The organism is Nonomuraea sp. NPDC049378 (assembly GCF_055586745.1).
Window position 1 is genome coordinate 200,525 of record NZ_JBVJHP010000020.1, and the last position, 14,743, is coordinate 215,267.

The following is a 14,743-nucleotide window of genomic DNA, read 5'->3' on the forward strand; positions in this document are numbered from 1 at the left end:
CGTCCACCCCGTACGCGGTCACCCGCCGGTGCGGTAGGCGGCGACCCCCGTCAGCGTCGGGCTGTACACCTCGCCCGGCAGCCGGTCGGTGAGCGACACGCGCAGCCTGGACGTGGTGACGTCGCCGAAACCGGTGACGGACGCGTCGTGGCCGATGCCGTCGGAGCCGCGGGCGAACGTCACCCAGGCGCCGGTGCCGGCGTCCCACCGTTGCAGCTCGTACGACCTGACCCGCGGATTGGTGCCCGAGTCGGTGTACTCGTCCAGGTACACCTCGTCGAAGGTGGTGTCCGCGCCGAAGTCGACGTCCAGCGTGACCGGGTAGGAGGCGTCGTCGGCCGCCGCCCAGCGGGTCGCCGGATCGCCGTCGGTCAGGTTCTTCGCGACGAGCGTGCCGTTCGCGCCCGGGTGGGTCGAGCTGGCGGTGACGGGCTTGCCGAGGGCGAGGTTGACGCGGTCGTCGCCGGTCTCCTCCTCGATGGGATCGTCGTCCACCGGGTTGGTGACCTTCCTGCCCTTGCGGCTCTCGGCCATGCCGATGTCGGGCGCGTCGCCGTAGTAGATGTGGGTGCCGAGGAAGTCCTCCGTGCCCAGGCGGGGGTTGTAGCGGCCGGCGTCGATGAGGGGAGAGTCGTTGCGGAGCCTGAAGTGGGCGGCGGCCTTGCGGATGTTCTTCACGCCCGCCCCGGTGACGTATTCGGCGGGGTCGCCGGCGAACTTCGGATCGACGCGCAGCCCGCGCCGGTCCGCCGGTTCCTGGGGAGAGTGCGTGCCGCTCGCCTCGTAGTAGTCGTTGTTGGAGAACACCGCCTGGCGCAGCGCCCCGGTGCGGCGGTACCACGGCGTGGCATCCGTCTTCGAGGTGTTGTAGAAGATGTTGTTCAGGAAGTAGACGGTGCTCAGGAACGTCTCGTCGTGGAACGTGTCGAGGTCCGCGCCGTCGTAGACGAACGTGTTGTTCACGAAATAGGTCGGCGAGTAGTTCGTCGACAACATGTTCTTCACGAGCACGCCGTTGTCGTTCACGCTCAGGTTGTAGCGGGCGACCGAATTCGAGCTGTTACCCATGTACGCCATCCAGCCCGCCGCGTTGTCGTGCGAGTAGTTGAACTGGTAGGTGACGTTGAAGTTCGTGTACTCGAGGTCCCACGGGGTGCCGTCGAACTCGTTGTCGGGGCCGCCGTAGACCTCGTTGTACTGCATGACCGAGTCGGCCCCCGCCCACAGGTACAACCCGCACGACACCGCGTCATAGCGCTGGAGGAAGCCGTTGACCTCGTTGTACTCGGAGATCAGGTTCTTGCTGTTGGCGAACTGGAAGGCGCCCTGGCCGATGCTCTCGGCGTAGTTGTGGCTGATGGAGACGTCCCGGCTGTACAGGTCGCGGGTGCGCACCCAGAGTTGTTCCCAGCCCTCGTGGAACTTCCCGCTGTCGTCGTACTCACCGGCGTCCTGCCCGTCGGCGGCGAACCAGTTGAACGCGAACTGCACGGCGTGCAGCTCGACCTTCTTGAAGGTGTTGTTCTCGATCCGGACGTCCTTGAAGTGGTGGCCGCCGGTGCCGTACTCCTTGTAGCTCTTGCTGCCGAAGACCTGGAAGTTCACGCCGCCGTAGTGGATCTTCTGCCAGGTGCTCGGGCCGTCGAGGTCGTGGACGTACACGTCGGAGACGCGGAAGTGGTCCATGACGCTGTCCGCGCCCGGCTCCAGGAGGTCGGCGTTGATGGAGACCGAGATGCCGTCGCGGACGTACGTCCCGGTGGTGATGTCGGTGGCGAAGTCGTCGTCGTTGGACAGCTCGACGTGGTCGATCTCGAAGTACTGCTGGTTGCGCAGCACGATGGCCCCGGTCAGGCCGACCGTGTCGGGGTTCTTGGTGCCGTCCGCGCGGAACGGGTTCGGCACCTTGCCGTTGGTCGCGATGTAGGGCAGGCGGGCGCGCGCGTCGCCGTACGCCGAGATGGTGATCGGCCGGTTCGCGCTGCCCGAGCCCTTCGGCCAGAGCTGCTCGTCGTGCCACTGCTCGCCGGCCTTGAGCAGGATGCGGTCGCCAGGGTCGAACGTCGTGGCGTTGACCTTTGCCAGGCTCCGCCAGGCGGTCTTCCGCGAGGTGCCGGCGGCGTCGTCGCGGCCGTTCGTGGCGTCGACGTAGTAGTCGCTGCCGCCGGTCCGGTTGGGCTTGTTGCCGGGCAGGTCCCGCTCGGCCGCGGCGGTGCGGCCGGGAGCCGCCGCGGCGTGCGCCGCGGGGGCGAGCGAGGCCGCGACGAGCGCGGCGAGCAGGGCGGCCAGGCCCGCGCGGAACGCCCGCGCCACGGGTCGTCGCCGGACCGGCGCGCCGGGGGATGTGGTGCCGTCAGGTTTCACTGTGAACATCCTCTGCGTTGATGGACTCCACCGCCGCCGTGTCGGCCGTGACGCCACGGTCGTCCACGCGGCGCTGGAGGTAGGAGCCGAACTTCCTGTCGATGAGTGACTGCCGGATCCGCCGCGCGTACTCGGCGAACGCCGCGTCCTCGTCGACGGACTTGCTGGTGAGCTCGTAGTAGGTGACCTGGCCGCCGCCCCGGACCGGGGCGGAGATCTCGCCCGGCGCGAGCTTGCCGAGCACCGCCATGAGGTCCTGCTCGTGGGCGGCCGAGCCGCCGCCCTGGTGCGTGGCCTTCGTGAGCCGCGCGCCGGGCTCACGGCCGGCGAGGTCCGCCAGCCGGTCGGCGGCGTCCACCCGCCGCTGGAGCTCGGCCAGGTGCCCGGCGGAGGCGCCGTCGGGCACCGGCACCACGAGCCTGGCGTACGCGTACGTCGTCGCGTTGGCGCTCCAGGCCGCCGGGTCGGCGTCGAACTCCCGCCGGACGTCGGCGTCGCTGACGTGCAGCGGGCCGTCCGCGGACGCGCTGAGCCGCTGTTTCAGGCGGGTCGTGAGCTCGGTGAGCCGGTGCGAGTAGTACTCGTCGGGAGAGAACTCCGTCAGGCCGTACACGACCTCGCCCCTGGTGACGGCCTCGGCGCGCCGCTCGTTCTCGGCGGCCAGTTCGGCGAGGAAGCCGGCGTGGTCGACCGACTCGACCAGCCCCTGCTCCTGCGCCAGGATGAGCACCGTCTTGTCCCGCCCGACCTCGTCGAGCGCGCGCGCCGCCAGCCGCTGGAGCGCGCTCCGGTCGCCGGCCCGCGCGTTCCAGTCGACGGCGCCCTGGAGGTGGTAGCGGTTGCGCAGCTCGTTCTGCACGCTCGGCGCCAGCCGCCGCATGTGGAAGAGCAACTCGTCGCGGGTCACGGCGTGCCCGTCGACGGAGGCGACCTCGCCGCCGCGCTGGCTGATCACCGCGCCGGTGAGCAGCAGCGCGGCGAGTACGGCGCACACGCCGGCGACCAGGACGGCGGCCCTGCGCGACGGCCTGCGCGCCGCGCTCTTCGCCGCCCCGCCCTTCCTCGCGGCGCTCTTCCCGTGGCCCTTCTCGCCGGCGCCCCTTCCCGCGGCGCCCTTCTTCCCGGACGTCTTCATGGCGTCCCCTCGATCGCGGCCACCCGGGCGACGACGGGAGTGTCCCGGAACTGCGGGATCTCGACCCGCACGGCGTGCACCTCGGCCGGCGGGAACGCCAGGATGCGCTGGTAGCCCACGGCGTTCGCCTCCGCGAGCGGCAGCCAGCCGCCGTCCCCGAGGCCCCGGACGACGACGTGCTCGATGCGCTGCCCCTGCGCGATGTCCTCGCCCACGACGACCGCCTCGATCCGGCGGGGCTCAGCGAAGGTGAGCGTCACGCCGGGCAGGGGGTCGTCGCCGTCCGGCCGCCACGGCGTACGGCCCCCACCAGGCCACGCGGAGGCGACGTCGCCGGGGGGACCGGACGACACCGTCGCGCCCGCCTCGGCGCGCCGCCCGCGGAAGCCGTCGATGCGCCGCCCGAGCTGCTCCAGCACCGCCACGTCGGCGTCCCGCATCCGCCCGTCGCGGGCCGGCGGGACGTTGAGCAGGAAACAGGAGTTGCCGCCGACGGCACGCAGATAGATGCCGAACAGTTCGTCCGGCGACCGGACCGCGTCGTCCTCGGCGGGATGGTGGAACCAGCCGGGGCGGATCGAGGTGTTCACCTCGGCCGGATACCAGACCAGGTCGCCCTCGTGCCCCGCCAGCGCGGCGCGGCTGCCGAGATCGCGGTCGTCGCTGCGGACCAGCCGGGCGAACGCGCCGTCGTCGGCCTGCTGCGAGCGGTCCGCGATCCGCTCGGCGTCCTGGAGGGCCCGCGGGACCACGCTCCACTCGTCGAGACGGGTCGCCCCGGCCTCGTTGCCGCACCACCGCACGTCGGGCCCGCACACGTTGATGACCGCGTCGGGCTGCAGCTCGCGGACCACCGCGTAGTACCGCTCCCAGTCGTACACCTGCCGCCGGCCGTTCGGGCCCTCCCCGTTCGCGCCGTCCAGCCAGACCGTGAACACCGGTCCGTACCGGGTGAGCAGCTCGGTGAGCTGGGCCACGTAGAAGTCGTCGTACGCGGCGCCGGAGCCGTACGAGGCCTCGGTGCGGTCCCAGGGCGACAGGTAGATCCCGAACCGCAGCCCGTGCCGCCGTGCCGCGTCCGCCACCTCCGCGACCACGTCGCCCCGGCCGCCGCGCCACGGCGACGACGCGACGGAGTACGTCGTGACGTCGCTCGGCCACAGGCAGAAGCCGTCGTGGTGCTTGCAGGTGAGGATCACGCCGGTCATCCCCGCGGCCTTCAGCGCCGTGACCCACTGGTCGGCGTCGAGGCCGGCGGGGTCGAAGGCGGCCGGGTCGTCGTGCCCCTCGCCCCACTCCCGGTCGGTCATCGTGTTCATGCCGAAGTGGATGAAGCCGTAGAACTCCATCGCCTGCCAGGCGAGCTGGCGCCCGCTCGGCCGTACCCGGGCCAGGGCCCGCCCGTCCGGCACCGGCCCGGTCATCGGCCCGGTCATCGGCCCGGTCACCGGCCCGGTCACCGGCCCGGTCATCGGCCCGGTCACCGGAACCGCCGGTTGTACGAGGCGAGCACGGCCAGCAGCCCGCACAGCGCGACGAGCATGATCGCGAGGCTGCCCCACCCGACCGTCGCGCGGGCGACGACGACCACGGCCACGCAGAGCGCCGCGACGAGCGTCCGGGCGGTGACGAGCAGCACGCTGCGCGTCGATTCCTTCATGGGTTTCCTCTCTCCGGGAGGCGCCGGTCAGCCCTTCACGCCGCCGGACGCCATGCCTTCGATGAGCCGGCGCTGGATGAGCGCGTAGAAGATGAGGACGGGGACGATGACGATGACCATGCCGGCGTACAGGCGCCCGTAGTCGGCCGCCGCCTTCTGCGCGGTCATCAGGTTGAGCAGCCCGACCTGCAGCGTCTTGCCCTCACCTGGGAGCAGGGTGAGCGCGATGATGTAGTCGTTCCAGTAGGCCAGGAAGTTGAACAGCAGCACGGTGGTGAGCGCGGGCCGCGCCATCGGCAGCATGACCCGGGTCATGATCTGGAAGCGGGAGGCCCCGTCCAGGGCCGCGGCCTCCTCGAAGTCGACGGGGATCGACCGGAAGTACGCGGCGAGCAGGTAGATGGTGAACGGGATCGAGGTGGCCGCGTAGACGAGCGAGAGGACCGCGGGGTTGTCGATGAAGAAGCCGCCGGGGAACACGTCGACGAGCGCGCGATCCCAGCCGACGAGCATGAGGAAGATCGGCACGACGATGTAGTTGACGTTGACGAACAACCCGGCCAGCAGCGCGACCTCGACCAGGCCGCGGCCGCGGAACTCGTACCTCGCGACGACGTAGGCCGCGGGCACCGACACGGCCACGACGAACACCAGCCCGAGCACCGTGACCAGCACCGAGGTGAGGAAATACTGTCCCATGCGCGCGGTGACGAACGCGTCGACGTAGTTCTGCAGGTGCAGGCCCTCCGGCAGCACCCAGGGGCTGCCGTAGAACTCGCCCTTCTGCTTGAGCGAGGCGAGCAGCACCCACGCCACCGGCACCGCGATGGCCAGGGCGATCGCGATGACGAGGACGTAGGTCAGTGCCCTGCCGGTCCTCGGCCGTGCGGCGCTTCTGATCGTGGTCATGGTGAGGGTCCTCTAGAACTGGAGGGGCTCGCGCCGTGTCGCCCGGCTCACCAGCAGCGACACGAGGAACGAGAACGCGAAGATGACGACGCCGATGGCCATGCCGTAGCCGTACGACGAGTTCGTGTAGGCCTGCTTGTACATGTAGCTCAGCAGGACCTCCGACGAGCCGTCGGGTCCGCCGCCGGTCATGGCGCGGACGAGCACGAAGCTGAGGTTGACCGCGCTCATGACGAAGAACGTCAGCGTCGTGCGGAGGTTCTGCCAGATGAGCGGCAGCGTGATGGCGAAGAACTGCCGTCCAGGGGACGCGCCGTCGAGCGCGGAGGCCTCGTAGACGTCCTCGGGGATGCTCGCCATGCCGGACATGTAGAGGACCATGTAGTAGCCGAGCGACTGCCAGACCATCGCGATCGCCACGGACCAGAGCACGAGGTCCTGGTCGCCGAGCCAGACCTGGCGCAGCCCGTCGAGCGACAGCGCCCGCAGCGTGCCGTTGATCAGGCCGTTCTCCTGGTCGAAGACGGCGGAGAAGATCGCCGCGATGACGACCACGGACAGCACGCTCGGGACGTAGAGGACGAACCGGTAGAGGGTCCGGCCCCGCAGCCGCTGCCGGGTCATGATCGCCGCCAGGAACAGGCCCATGCCCATCGTCACCACGGTCACGACGACCAGGAGCGCGACGGTGTTCTGGAACGCGCGGACGAACTGCGCGTCGTCGAGGAGCGCGGTGAAGTTGTCGAGCCCGACGAAGCGCATGTCGGGGGAGAAGCCGCTCCAGGTGTAGAACGACATCCGGAACACGTTCACGGTCGGGACGATCATGAACAGCGCGAAGAGCACGAGCGCGGGCGCGAGGCAGGCCAGCACGAAGAGCCCGTTGCCGCGCCGGCGCGGGGCGGACCCGGCCGCGCCGCGCCGGCGGGGCGCGGGTCCTGCCGCGCGGCGCGCCGCGGGGCGCGGCAGGGTGCCCAGTGAGGTGCCCAGTGAGGTGCCCGGTGAGGTACCGGGTGAGGTGCCCAGTGAGCTGTCCGGTGGGTTGCCCGGCACGTCAGCTGCCCGCCTGGCGCAGCTTCTCGCTGGCCTCGTCGAGCGCGGCCTGCCACTGGTCCAGGGTCTTGTCGCCGCTGATGATGCTGTTGGCGGTGTCGAAGAGGGTGGCCTTGATGTCGACGCCCTTGACGGGCGCGGTGCTGGCGAACCCGCCGACGAGCGCGGAGACCGACGGGTCGTCGTAGACCTTGTAGAACTCGGCGTTCTCCTCCGACAGGCTGCCCGCGATGCCCTCGATCGGCTGGATCGCGTTGGACGCGGCGAAGATCTTCGCCGCCGCGTCGGAGTAGAGGTAGGCGACGAAGTCCTTGGCCGCGTCCTTGTTCCTGGCGGCGGCAGGGACCCAGACCGACTCGACCGACGTCGTGATGTAGCGCTTGCCGCCCTCGGTGACGGCGGGCAGCGGGGTCAGGCCCCACGCGAAGCCGTCGGCGCGCGGGGCGTCGGCCATCTCGCCGACGATCCACGTCCCGTTCGGCATGAACAGCGCCTTGTCGTCGAGCACCGACTGCTGGTTCTTGGTGAAGTCCTGCTCGTTGGCGTAGCCGACCGTGGTCGGCGCGGCGTACTTCAGCAGCCGGGCGGTGAGGTCGAGCGCCTTCCGGGCCTGCGGCGTCTGCCACACGCCCTGCTTGTACGTCATGACGTCGGTGTAGAACTGCTCCCCTCCGACGTCGGCGAGCAGCGAGAAGAAGTAGGAGTCGAGGTAGCCGGCGGTCGGGTAGGTGAACAGCGCGATGCCGTCCTTCTTGGCCTTCTCGCCGAGCTCGAACATCTCGTCCCAGGTGGCCGGGACCTTCCAGCCCTTCTTGTCGAACAGGCCCTTGTTGTAGAACAGGCCGGTCGGCGCGTAGTACATCGGCATCGTGTACGTCTTGCCGTCGCCGTAGGGGTTGGTGTTGAGGTTGCCGACGATGCCCTCGATGAGCTTGTCGCCGACGGTCTTGTCCTCGCCGGGGACCTTCGCCTGCAGCACGGGCGTGAGGTCCTCCAGCGCCTTGTCCTTGATGAGGGTCTCGGTGAGCGCGGCCTTGCGGCCCTGGCCGAGCACCACGACGTCGGGGAACCGGCCCGCCTTCATGTTGGGGGTGATCTCGTCCTCGATGCTCTTCGAGATCTGCAGCTGCACGTCGACGTCGGGGTGCGCGGTTTCGTACGCCTGGATGACCTTGGTGTACATGTCGCGCCCGTAGCCGCCTTCGAGGGCGGCGACGTTGAGGGTCGTCTTGCCGGAGTCCTGGCCGTCCCCCTCGGCCGCGCAGCCGGTGAGCAGTCCGAGCGCCGTGATCGCGGCGCCGGCGAGGACGAGTGATCTCCTCATGGTTCTGGGATCCTTCCGTGAAGGGCTGCCCACCTGACGGGGCGGAGGAACGAGTCCGGGATCCGGACGTTGTTACAGTGGCATCGATAACATGGCGGCGCAAGAGGGTACTTCCTGGAATGGCCGGCATGGGGCTCAGGGAGAACGGGGTGGCGCCGTGGACGCGCGCACCGAGAGCGACGCGGTGACGAGCGTCTCCCCGGCGTCGGCCTGCCGCAGCAGCAGGGCGACGGCCGCCGCGCCCGAGCGGTAGAAGTCCTGGCGGACGGTGGTCAGCGGCGGGGTGCAGTAGGCCGCCAGCTCGATGTCGTCGACGCTGACGATGGACACGTCCTCCGGCACCGATCTGCCGCCCTCGCGCAGGGCGCGGATCACCCCGAAGGCCATCTCGTCGCTGGCGGCGAAGACGGCGGTCACGTCGGGGATCATCGCGAGGACCTGCCCCTGCCGGTAGCCCGAGTCGGGCGACCAGTCGCCCTCCAGCGGGGGCGGCGCCTGGATCCCCGCCGCGGCCAGGCACTCCTGCCAGCCCTGCCGCCGCTGGCGGGCCTCGATCCACTCGTCGGGCCCCGAGACGTGCCACACCTGGCGGTGTCCGAGGTCGAGCAGGTGCCGCGTGGCGATGCGGCCCGCCTCCTTCTGGTCGATCCCGAGCACCCGGGCGCTCGCGGTGCGGGAGCCGTCGAGGGTGACGGTGGGGATGTCGCGCGTGATGTCCTCCATCTTCTGCGTCACGGAGATCAGCGGCACGGCGATGACGATGCCCTCCACGCCCTGGTCGGCGAGCTTGGACAGGGACCGCTCCATCAGGCCGGTGTCGAGCCTGGCGATGGTCGCGATGCTCACCGCGTAGCCCTCCTCGCCCGCGGCCGCCTCGACGCCCGCGGTCACCGCCGAGCGCGAGTAGTAGCCGCCCGACTGCAACAGCACGAGCCCGATGGTGCGGCTGCGCCCGGAGGAGAGCACCCTGGCCGCGTTGTTGAAGCGGTAGCCCAGCTGCTCGACCGCGGCGAGCACGCGCTTCCTGGTCTCCGGGTTGACGTTGGGCGAGTCGCGCAGCGTGCGGGAGACGGTCTGCGCCGACACCCCGGCCGTCCTGGCCACGTCGGTCATGCTCGGCTGCCTCGCGGGCCGCTCGATGGCTCCGGTCATGGCGCTCCTCTCTCGCGGCCCGCCCGCGGGGTCGTCAGGTGGATCCTACCGCGCTTGTTACATATGGCATCGATAACATAGGCTCTCGCCCCGTGATCGAGCCTTCCCCGCCTGACGCCTCCCCGGACCAGACGACGACCACGGCCGACGCGATGGCCGACGAGATGGCCGACGCGCCGGCCGACCCTCCCACCGGCGCTCCCGCCGGCCCTCCCACCGGTCCTCCCACCGGTCCTCTCACTGGTCCTCTCACTGGTCCTCTCACTGGTCCTCTCACTGGTCCTCTCACTGGTCCTCTCACTGGTCCTCTCACTGGTCCTCTCACCGGTCCTCTCACCGGCCCGCTCACTGGCGCGCTCACCTGGCGCGGGCGCCGCCTGCACCGGTACGGCGTCCCCCACCGCATGGTGTCGGGAGGTTTGCACTACTTCCGCGTGCACCCCGGCCTCTGGCGTGACCGGATCCGCCGCCTCGCCGACCTCGGGCTCAACACGGTCGACACCTACGTCGCGTGGAACTTCCACCAGCCCCGCGAGGACGCCGAGCCGTGCTTCGACGGCTGGCGGGACGTCGAGCGGTTCATCCGCACGGTGGGGGAGGAGGGCCTCGACGTCGTCGTCCGGCCCGGGCCGTACATCTGCGCCGAGTGGTCGAACGGCGGCCTGCCGAGCTGGCTCACCGCCCGCGACGTCGCGCTCCGCAGCTCCGACCCCGCGTTCACCTCCGCGGTCGGCCGCTGGTTCGACGAGCTGATCCCGCGCATCGCCGCGCTCCAGGCCGGCGAGGGCGGGCCGGTCGTGGCGGTGCAGGTGGAGAACGAGTTCGGCAGCTACGGCGACGACCAGGCCTACCTGCGCTGGAACCGCGAGGCGCTGATCACCCGCGGCATCAGGGAACTGCTGTTCACCGCCGACGGTCCCACCGACCTGATGCAGGACGGCGGCACCCTGCCCGGCACCCTGGCCGCCGTCACCCTGGGCTCCAAGCCCGACGCCGCCCGGCGCCTTCTCGCGGCGCGGCGGCCGGACGAGCCGTTCGTCGTCGCCGAGTTCTGGAACGGCTGGTTCGACCACTGGGGGGAGCGGCACCACGTCCGCGGCGCGGACAGTGCCGCGCGCGTCCTCGAGGAGATCGTCTCCGACGGCGGCAGCGTGAGCGTCTACATGGCCCACGGCGGCACCAACTTCGGGCTCTGGGCGGGCGCCAACGAGGCGAGCGGCCGGTTGCAGCCCACCGTGACCAGCTACGACTCCGACGCGCCCGTCGCCGAGGACGGCACGCTCACGCCCAAGTTCTTCGCCCTGCGGGAGGCGCTCGGCGCGCGCGGCCCGCTGCGGACGCCAGAACGTATGCCCACGCTGCCGCCGGCCCACGTCCCCCTCGCGCACCGTGCCGACCTGCTCGCCGGGCTCGGCGCCGTGCCCGCGCCCACCTCGACCGGCCCCCGCCCGGCCTCGTTCGAGCGGCTCGGGCTCGACGCGGGGATGGTCCTGCACACCGCGCACCCGCGCATCCCCGCGGGCGAGCACCGGCTCGTCCTCACCGACGTGCGCGACCGGGCCCTGGTCTTCTGCGACGGCACGTTCCTCGGAGAGGCGGGCCCCGACCGCCAGGAGCTCCCGGTACGCGGAACGGGCGCCGTCGTACGCCTGGAGGTCCTGGTCGAGAGCCTCGGCCGGGTCAACTACGGGCCGGGCCTCGGCCGGCACAAGGGCCTGATCGGCCCGGTGCTCGTCGACCGGCGGATGGTCCAGGGCTGGGACAGCAGGCCGATCGCCCTGCAGGAGTGGTCAGAGGGGGAGACGGCCCGCGCGCTCGCCGCCGGCCCCGCGACCACGCGCACCGGGTTCGCGGTCGCGACCGTGCGGATCGCCACGCCCGCCGACACCTTCCTGGCGCTGCCGGGATCGGGCCGCGGCCTCGTCTGGGTCAACGGCTTCCTGCTCGGCCGCTACTGGGAGATCGGGCCGCAGGTCACGTTGTACTGCCCGGCGCCGCTGCTCCGCGCGGGCGAGAACACCGTGACGGTCATGGAACTGGAGCGGCTCGGCGCCGTCCTGGAACTGAGGGACCGTCCCGAGCTGGGGCCGGTGGAGGAGTACGTCGAGGAGTTCGGCTGATCGGCCTCTCCTGCCACGCGGGGTGCGTGATCGTGCAAAGCCGGGGTAGGGGCACGCGCATGGCACTCATGGATCGGGTACGCGCGTACATGCGCAGCCCCAAAGGCAGGCAGAACGTCGAGAAGGCCAAGCGGATGGCCCGTGACCCGCACACGCAGCAGCAGGTACGGCGCTTCCTCAGCCGCTTCAGGACCCGGCGGCACTGATCCTGGGACCGGCTCGGGGCAGGGCGGCACGGCGTACCCCCGCGCCGGGGACGGGCGGCGGGGTCATCCGCGGCGGGCCGAGCGGCGGAAGGCGAGCAGGGACAGCGGGACGAAGACCGCGACCACCGCCAGCGACCAGATCACGGCGGCGGCGATGGGGTGCTCCAGCGGCAGCCGGTCCTGGGCGGCCATCCCGAGCGGGTTGCCGAACAGGCTCCTCGCCGCGGTGACGACGGCGCTCACGGGGTTCCACGCCGCCACGGTCTGGAGCCAGTCCGGCATCGAGGAGATCGGGACGAACCCGTTCGAGACGAAGCCGAGCGGCAACACCCAGAGCAGCCCGGCGGTCCCGGCCACCTCGGGGCTGCGCACCGACAGGCCGATGGCGATGCCCACCCACGTCATCGCGTACGCGAACAGCAGCAGCACCCCCAGCCCGGCCGCCGTGGACAGCGGGCCCGCGTGCGCCCGCCAGCCCACCAGCAGGCCCACCACCGCGAGCACGCCGGTCACGAGAACGGCCCGCACCAGCTCGGCGTTGGCGCGTCCGACGAGCACCGCCACGTGGGCCATCGGCAGGGCGCGGAACCGGTCGATGACCCCTCTGCTCATGTCCACGGCCAGGCTCGTGCCGGTGCCGACGCCCATGAACGCCAGGGTGTGGGCGAAGACCGCCACGACGACGTACTCGGTGAACGGCCCGCCGCCGGGCAGCGGGATCGCGCCGCCGAAGACGTAGCTGAACAGCAGCACGAAGATGATCGGCTGGGCCAGCTGGTAGGCCAGCTCGTCGGGGACGCGGCCCATGCGCAGCAGCCCCCGTCTGGTCATCACGGCGCAGTCGCGCAGCGCGAGGGCGAGGTCCGAGGGCGCGGCGCCCCGGTCAGTCACGGCCATGCTCGTCCGCCTTCCTGGTCAGGGCGAAGAAGACGTCGTCCAGCGTGGGCCGGCGGACGGTGAGGTCGGCGACCTCGACTCCGCAGGCGTCCAGTTCCCTGACCACGTCCGCCATCCGGCCGGCGCCGCCGGGCAGCACCGCCGTCACGCTCAGGGTGTCCTCGTCGGCCTGCGGCTCGGGGAGGCCGGCCGAGGCCAGCGCGGCCAGCGCCGGGGCCAGATCGCCGGCGTAGCGCACCGCCACGTCGAGGTGATCGCCGCCGACCTGGTCCTTGAGCTCGGACGGCTTGCCCGTCGCGATCTCCCGCCCGTGGTCGATGACCACGATCAGGTCGGCGAACTGGTCGGCCTCCTCCAGGTACTGGGTGGTGACCAGCGCGGTCGTGCCCTCCTTGACGAGGTCGCCGAGCGCCCGCCACACCTCCGCCCTGCCGCGGGGATCGAGGCCGGTCGTGGGCTCGTCGAGGAACAGCACGCGGGGGTGGGCCATCAGCGCCACCCCCAGGTCGAGGCGGCGGCGCATGCCGCCAGAATAGGTGCGCACCGGGCGGTCGGCGGCGCGGGTGAGGTCGAAGCGTTCGATCAGCTCCTCGCCCCTGGCCCGAGCCGCAGCCGGGCTCATGCGGGCCAGCAGGCCGAAGATGTCGAGGTTCTCGCGGGCCGTCAGGTACTCGTCGACGGCCGCGTACTGTCCCGCCAGGCCGACGACCCTGCGGACGGCCTGCGCCTCGCGCACGACGTCGAAGCCGCACACGCGGGCGTGCCCGCCGTCGGGGCGCAGCAGCGTCGCCAGGATGCGCACCAGCGTGGACTTGCCCGCCCCGTTGGGGCCGAGCAGGCCGAGCACCTGTCCTTCCGGGGCGTGCAGATCGAGACCGTCGAGGGCGCGGACCGAGCCGTACTGCTTCACCAGCCCTTCCGCCTGGATGCCGCCGTTCATGGCGCGCTCCGCGCGGGGGCCGGGCATCTGAGAGCGTTCATGCGCGCCAGCATGGCGCGGGCCGCTCGAGCCCGGGTGGTGCGCGCCCGCTCGCGGACCGGCGCGCGGCTCGACCGGGCGTCCAGGCGATCTCCAAGCGGCGCTGTCACGGTGGGCTGCCGGAACTGGACCCCGGAACCGGCCCCCGGGACCTCGGGACCGGACCGTGGAACCGGGCCCCGGGGGCCGGTCAGGAGCACCTCGTGAACACGATCGAGTCTGGATGGTGACGCCGTGAGCACGTCAGTCAAACCGTTGCGGATCGAAGGGGCCTTCCTCGTCGAGCCGGAGATCTTCCCCGACGAGCGCGGGCACTTCGCCGAGCTGTTCCAGCAGCGCGCCATCGAGGGACCGACCGGCGGCCGGATGCCGGTGGCCCAGGTCAACTGCTCCGTCTCCCGGCGCGGGACGATCAGGGGCGTGCACTCCTGCGCGACACCGCCCGGCCAGGCCAGGTACGTCACCTGCGTGAGCGGGGCCATCCTGGACGTCATCGTGGACATCCGCCCCGGGTCCCCCACGTTCGGGGAGCACGTGGCGGTGCCGCTGGACGAGTACTCCCGGCACGCCGTCCACCTCGCCGAAGGGCTGGGGCACGCGTTCGCGCCCATCAGCGAGCAGGCCACCGTGGTCTACCTGTGCTCCACCGCCTACAACCCGGCGCTGGAGATCCGCGTCAACCCGCTGGACCCGGACCTCGCGCTGCCGTGGGCGGCCTCGCCGCGGATCCTGTCGGACCAGGACGCCAAGGCGCCGACGTTGCGCGAGGCCGAGGCCGCCGGGCTGCTCCAGGCATGCGCGGGCAGCGCGCCGGCCGGCGTGTGACCGTACGCGCGGGGGGGGGGGGGGGGGGGGGGGCCGGGGGTAGACACACCCTTTCACCCGTCTGTGCGGGAGGGTGCACAAAAGCAGCCCTCTTCCCGCGCCCGCGAAGCCCCGCGGGG

At 71.5% G+C, this 14,743-nt stretch carries 13 protein-coding genes; 3 read left to right on the top strand and 10 right to left on the bottom strand.

From position 1 onward, the window contains the following. Positions 1 to 18 precede the first annotated feature (18 nt). The 8 genes from ACZ6SA_RS37195 to ACZ6SA_RS37230 all read right to left on the bottom strand — a co-directional run bounded on the left by ACZ6SA_RS37195 (position 19) and on the right by ACZ6SA_RS37230 (position 9,597). Positions 19 to 2,364 (bottom strand): discoidin domain-containing protein, encoded by a 2,346-nt coding sequence (locus ACZ6SA_RS37195; protein WP_465833521.1) that lies wholly within the window; start codon positions 2,362 to 2,364, stop codon positions 19 to 21. Continuing rightward, complete coding sequence (locus tag ACZ6SA_RS37200; RefSeq protein WP_347648802.1) at positions 2,354 to 3,499, bottom strand: hypothetical protein; 1,146 nt, start codon at positions 3,497 to 3,499, stop codon at positions 2,354 to 2,356. Before ACZ6SA_RS37200 ends, ACZ6SA_RS37195 begins: the two co-directional genes overlap by 11 nt. After that, the gene (locus ACZ6SA_RS37205) at positions 3,496 to 4,971 is read right to left on the bottom strand and encodes an alpha-L-fucosidase (protein WP_465833523.1); all 1,476 of its coding nucleotides are present in this window, start codon (positions 4,969 to 4,971) and stop codon (positions 3,496 to 3,498) included. Before ACZ6SA_RS37205 ends, ACZ6SA_RS37200 begins: the two co-directional genes overlap by 4 nt. Before the next feature lie 8 nt (positions 4,972 to 4,979). Continuing rightward, the gene (locus ACZ6SA_RS37210; RefSeq protein ID WP_465833525.1) at positions 4,980 to 5,159 is read right to left on the bottom strand and encodes a DUF6903 family protein; all 180 of its coding nucleotides are present in this window, start codon (positions 5,157 to 5,159) and stop codon (positions 4,980 to 4,982) included. A 27-nt stretch (positions 5,160 to 5,186) separates the two neighbouring features. Beyond that, positions 5,187 to 6,068: a carbohydrate ABC transporter permease gene (locus ACZ6SA_RS37215; protein ID WP_443155749.1), complete on the bottom strand. Its 882-nt coding sequence runs from the start codon at positions 6,066 to 6,068 to the stop codon at positions 5,187 to 5,189. Positions 6,069 to 6,080: 12 nt separating this feature from the next. Then, a complete protein-coding gene (locus ACZ6SA_RS37220; protein WP_465833527.1) occupies positions 6,081 to 7,121 on the bottom strand; it encodes a carbohydrate ABC transporter permease in 1,041 nt (346 codons plus the stop codon). Between the two features lies 1 nt (position 7,122). Further along, complete coding sequence (locus ACZ6SA_RS37225) at positions 7,123 to 8,445, bottom strand: carbohydrate ABC transporter substrate-binding protein (protein ID WP_347648807.1); 1,323 nt, start codon at positions 8,443 to 8,445, stop codon at positions 7,123 to 7,125. A gap of 135 nt (positions 8,446 to 8,580) precedes the next feature. Beyond that, positions 8,581 to 9,597, bottom strand: a complete 1,017-nt coding sequence (locus ACZ6SA_RS37230; RefSeq protein WP_347648808.1) for a LacI family DNA-binding transcriptional regulator — start codon at positions 9,595 to 9,597, stop codon at positions 8,581 to 8,583. 164 nt (positions 9,598 to 9,761) lie between these two features. Between ACZ6SA_RS37230 and ACZ6SA_RS37235 the strand changes: the two genes are divergently transcribed. Then, positions 9,762 to 11,717: a glycoside hydrolase family 35 protein gene (locus ACZ6SA_RS37235; protein WP_465833555.1), complete on the top strand. Its 1,956-nt coding sequence runs from the start codon at positions 9,762 to 9,764 to the stop codon at positions 11,715 to 11,717. A 59-nt stretch (positions 11,718 to 11,776) separates the two neighbouring features. Beyond that, positions 11,777 to 11,923, top strand: a complete 147-nt coding sequence (locus ACZ6SA_RS37240) for a hypothetical protein (protein ID WP_347648810.1) — start codon at positions 11,777 to 11,779, stop codon at positions 11,921 to 11,923. 63 nt (positions 11,924 to 11,986) lie between these two features. On the opposite strand, the gene ACZ6SA_RS37245 is transcribed toward ACZ6SA_RS37240, so the two are convergent. Both ACZ6SA_RS37245 and ACZ6SA_RS37250 read right to left on the bottom strand, forming a co-directional pair. After that, positions 11,987 to 12,820: an ABC transporter permease gene (locus tag ACZ6SA_RS37245; protein WP_347648811.1), complete on the bottom strand. Its 834-nt coding sequence runs from the start codon at positions 12,818 to 12,820 to the stop codon at positions 11,987 to 11,989. Continuing rightward, the gene (locus tag ACZ6SA_RS37250; RefSeq protein WP_347648812.1) at positions 12,807 to 13,760 is read right to left on the bottom strand and encodes an ATP-binding cassette domain-containing protein; all 954 of its coding nucleotides are present in this window, start codon (positions 13,758 to 13,760) and stop codon (positions 12,807 to 12,809) included. Before ACZ6SA_RS37250 ends, ACZ6SA_RS37245 begins: the two co-directional genes overlap by 14 nt. 273 nt (positions 13,761 to 14,033) lie before the next feature. Between ACZ6SA_RS37250 and ACZ6SA_RS37255 the strand changes: the two genes are divergently transcribed. Continuing rightward, positions 14,034 to 14,624: a dTDP-4-dehydrorhamnose 3,5-epimerase family protein gene (locus tag ACZ6SA_RS37255; protein ID WP_347648813.1), complete on the top strand. Its 591-nt coding sequence runs from the start codon at positions 14,034 to 14,036 to the stop codon at positions 14,622 to 14,624. Positions 14,625 to 14,743: the final 119 nt, after the last annotated feature.

What these genes read in the sequence shown, in the direction of transcription:
- ACZ6SA_RS37230 (WP_347648808.1), bottom strand. Translation starts at nt 9,597, where the DNA reads ATGACCGGAGCCATCGAGCGGCCCGCGAGGCAGCCGAGCATGACCGAC.
- ACZ6SA_RS37225 (WP_347648807.1), bottom strand. Translation starts at nt 8,445, where the DNA reads ATGAGGAGATCACTCGTCCTCGCCGGCGCCGCGATCACGGCGCTCGGA.
- ACZ6SA_RS37235 (WP_465833555.1), top strand. Translation starts at nt 9,762, where the DNA reads ATGGCCGACGCGCCGGCCGACCCTCCCACCGGCGCTCCCGCCGGCCCT.
- ACZ6SA_RS37205 (WP_465833523.1), bottom strand. Translation starts at nt 4,971, where the DNA reads ATGACCGGGCCGGTGACCGGGCCGGTGACCGGGCCGATGACCGGGCCG.
- ACZ6SA_RS37210 (WP_465833525.1), bottom strand. Translation starts at nt 5,159, where the DNA reads ATGAAGGAATCGACGCGCAGCGTGCTGCTCGTCACCGCCCGGACGCTC.
- ACZ6SA_RS37250 (WP_347648812.1), bottom strand. Translation starts at nt 13,760, where the DNA reads ATGAACGGCGGCATCCAGGCGGAAGGGCTGGTGAAGCAGTACGGCTCG.
- ACZ6SA_RS37215 (WP_443155749.1), bottom strand. Translation starts at nt 6,068, where the DNA reads ATGACCACGATCAGAAGCGCCGCACGGCCGAGGACCGGCAGGGCACTG.
- ACZ6SA_RS37245 (WP_347648811.1), bottom strand. Translation starts at nt 12,820, where the DNA reads ATGGCCGTGACTGACCGGGGCGCCGCGCCCTCGGACCTCGCCCTCGCG.
- ACZ6SA_RS37200 (WP_347648802.1), bottom strand. Translation starts at nt 3,499, where the DNA reads ATGAAGACGTCCGGGAAGAAGGGCGCCGCGGGAAGGGGCGCCGGCGAG.
- ACZ6SA_RS37240 (WP_347648810.1), top strand. Translation starts at nt 11,777, where the DNA reads ATGGCACTCATGGATCGGGTACGCGCGTACATGCGCAGCCCCAAAGGC.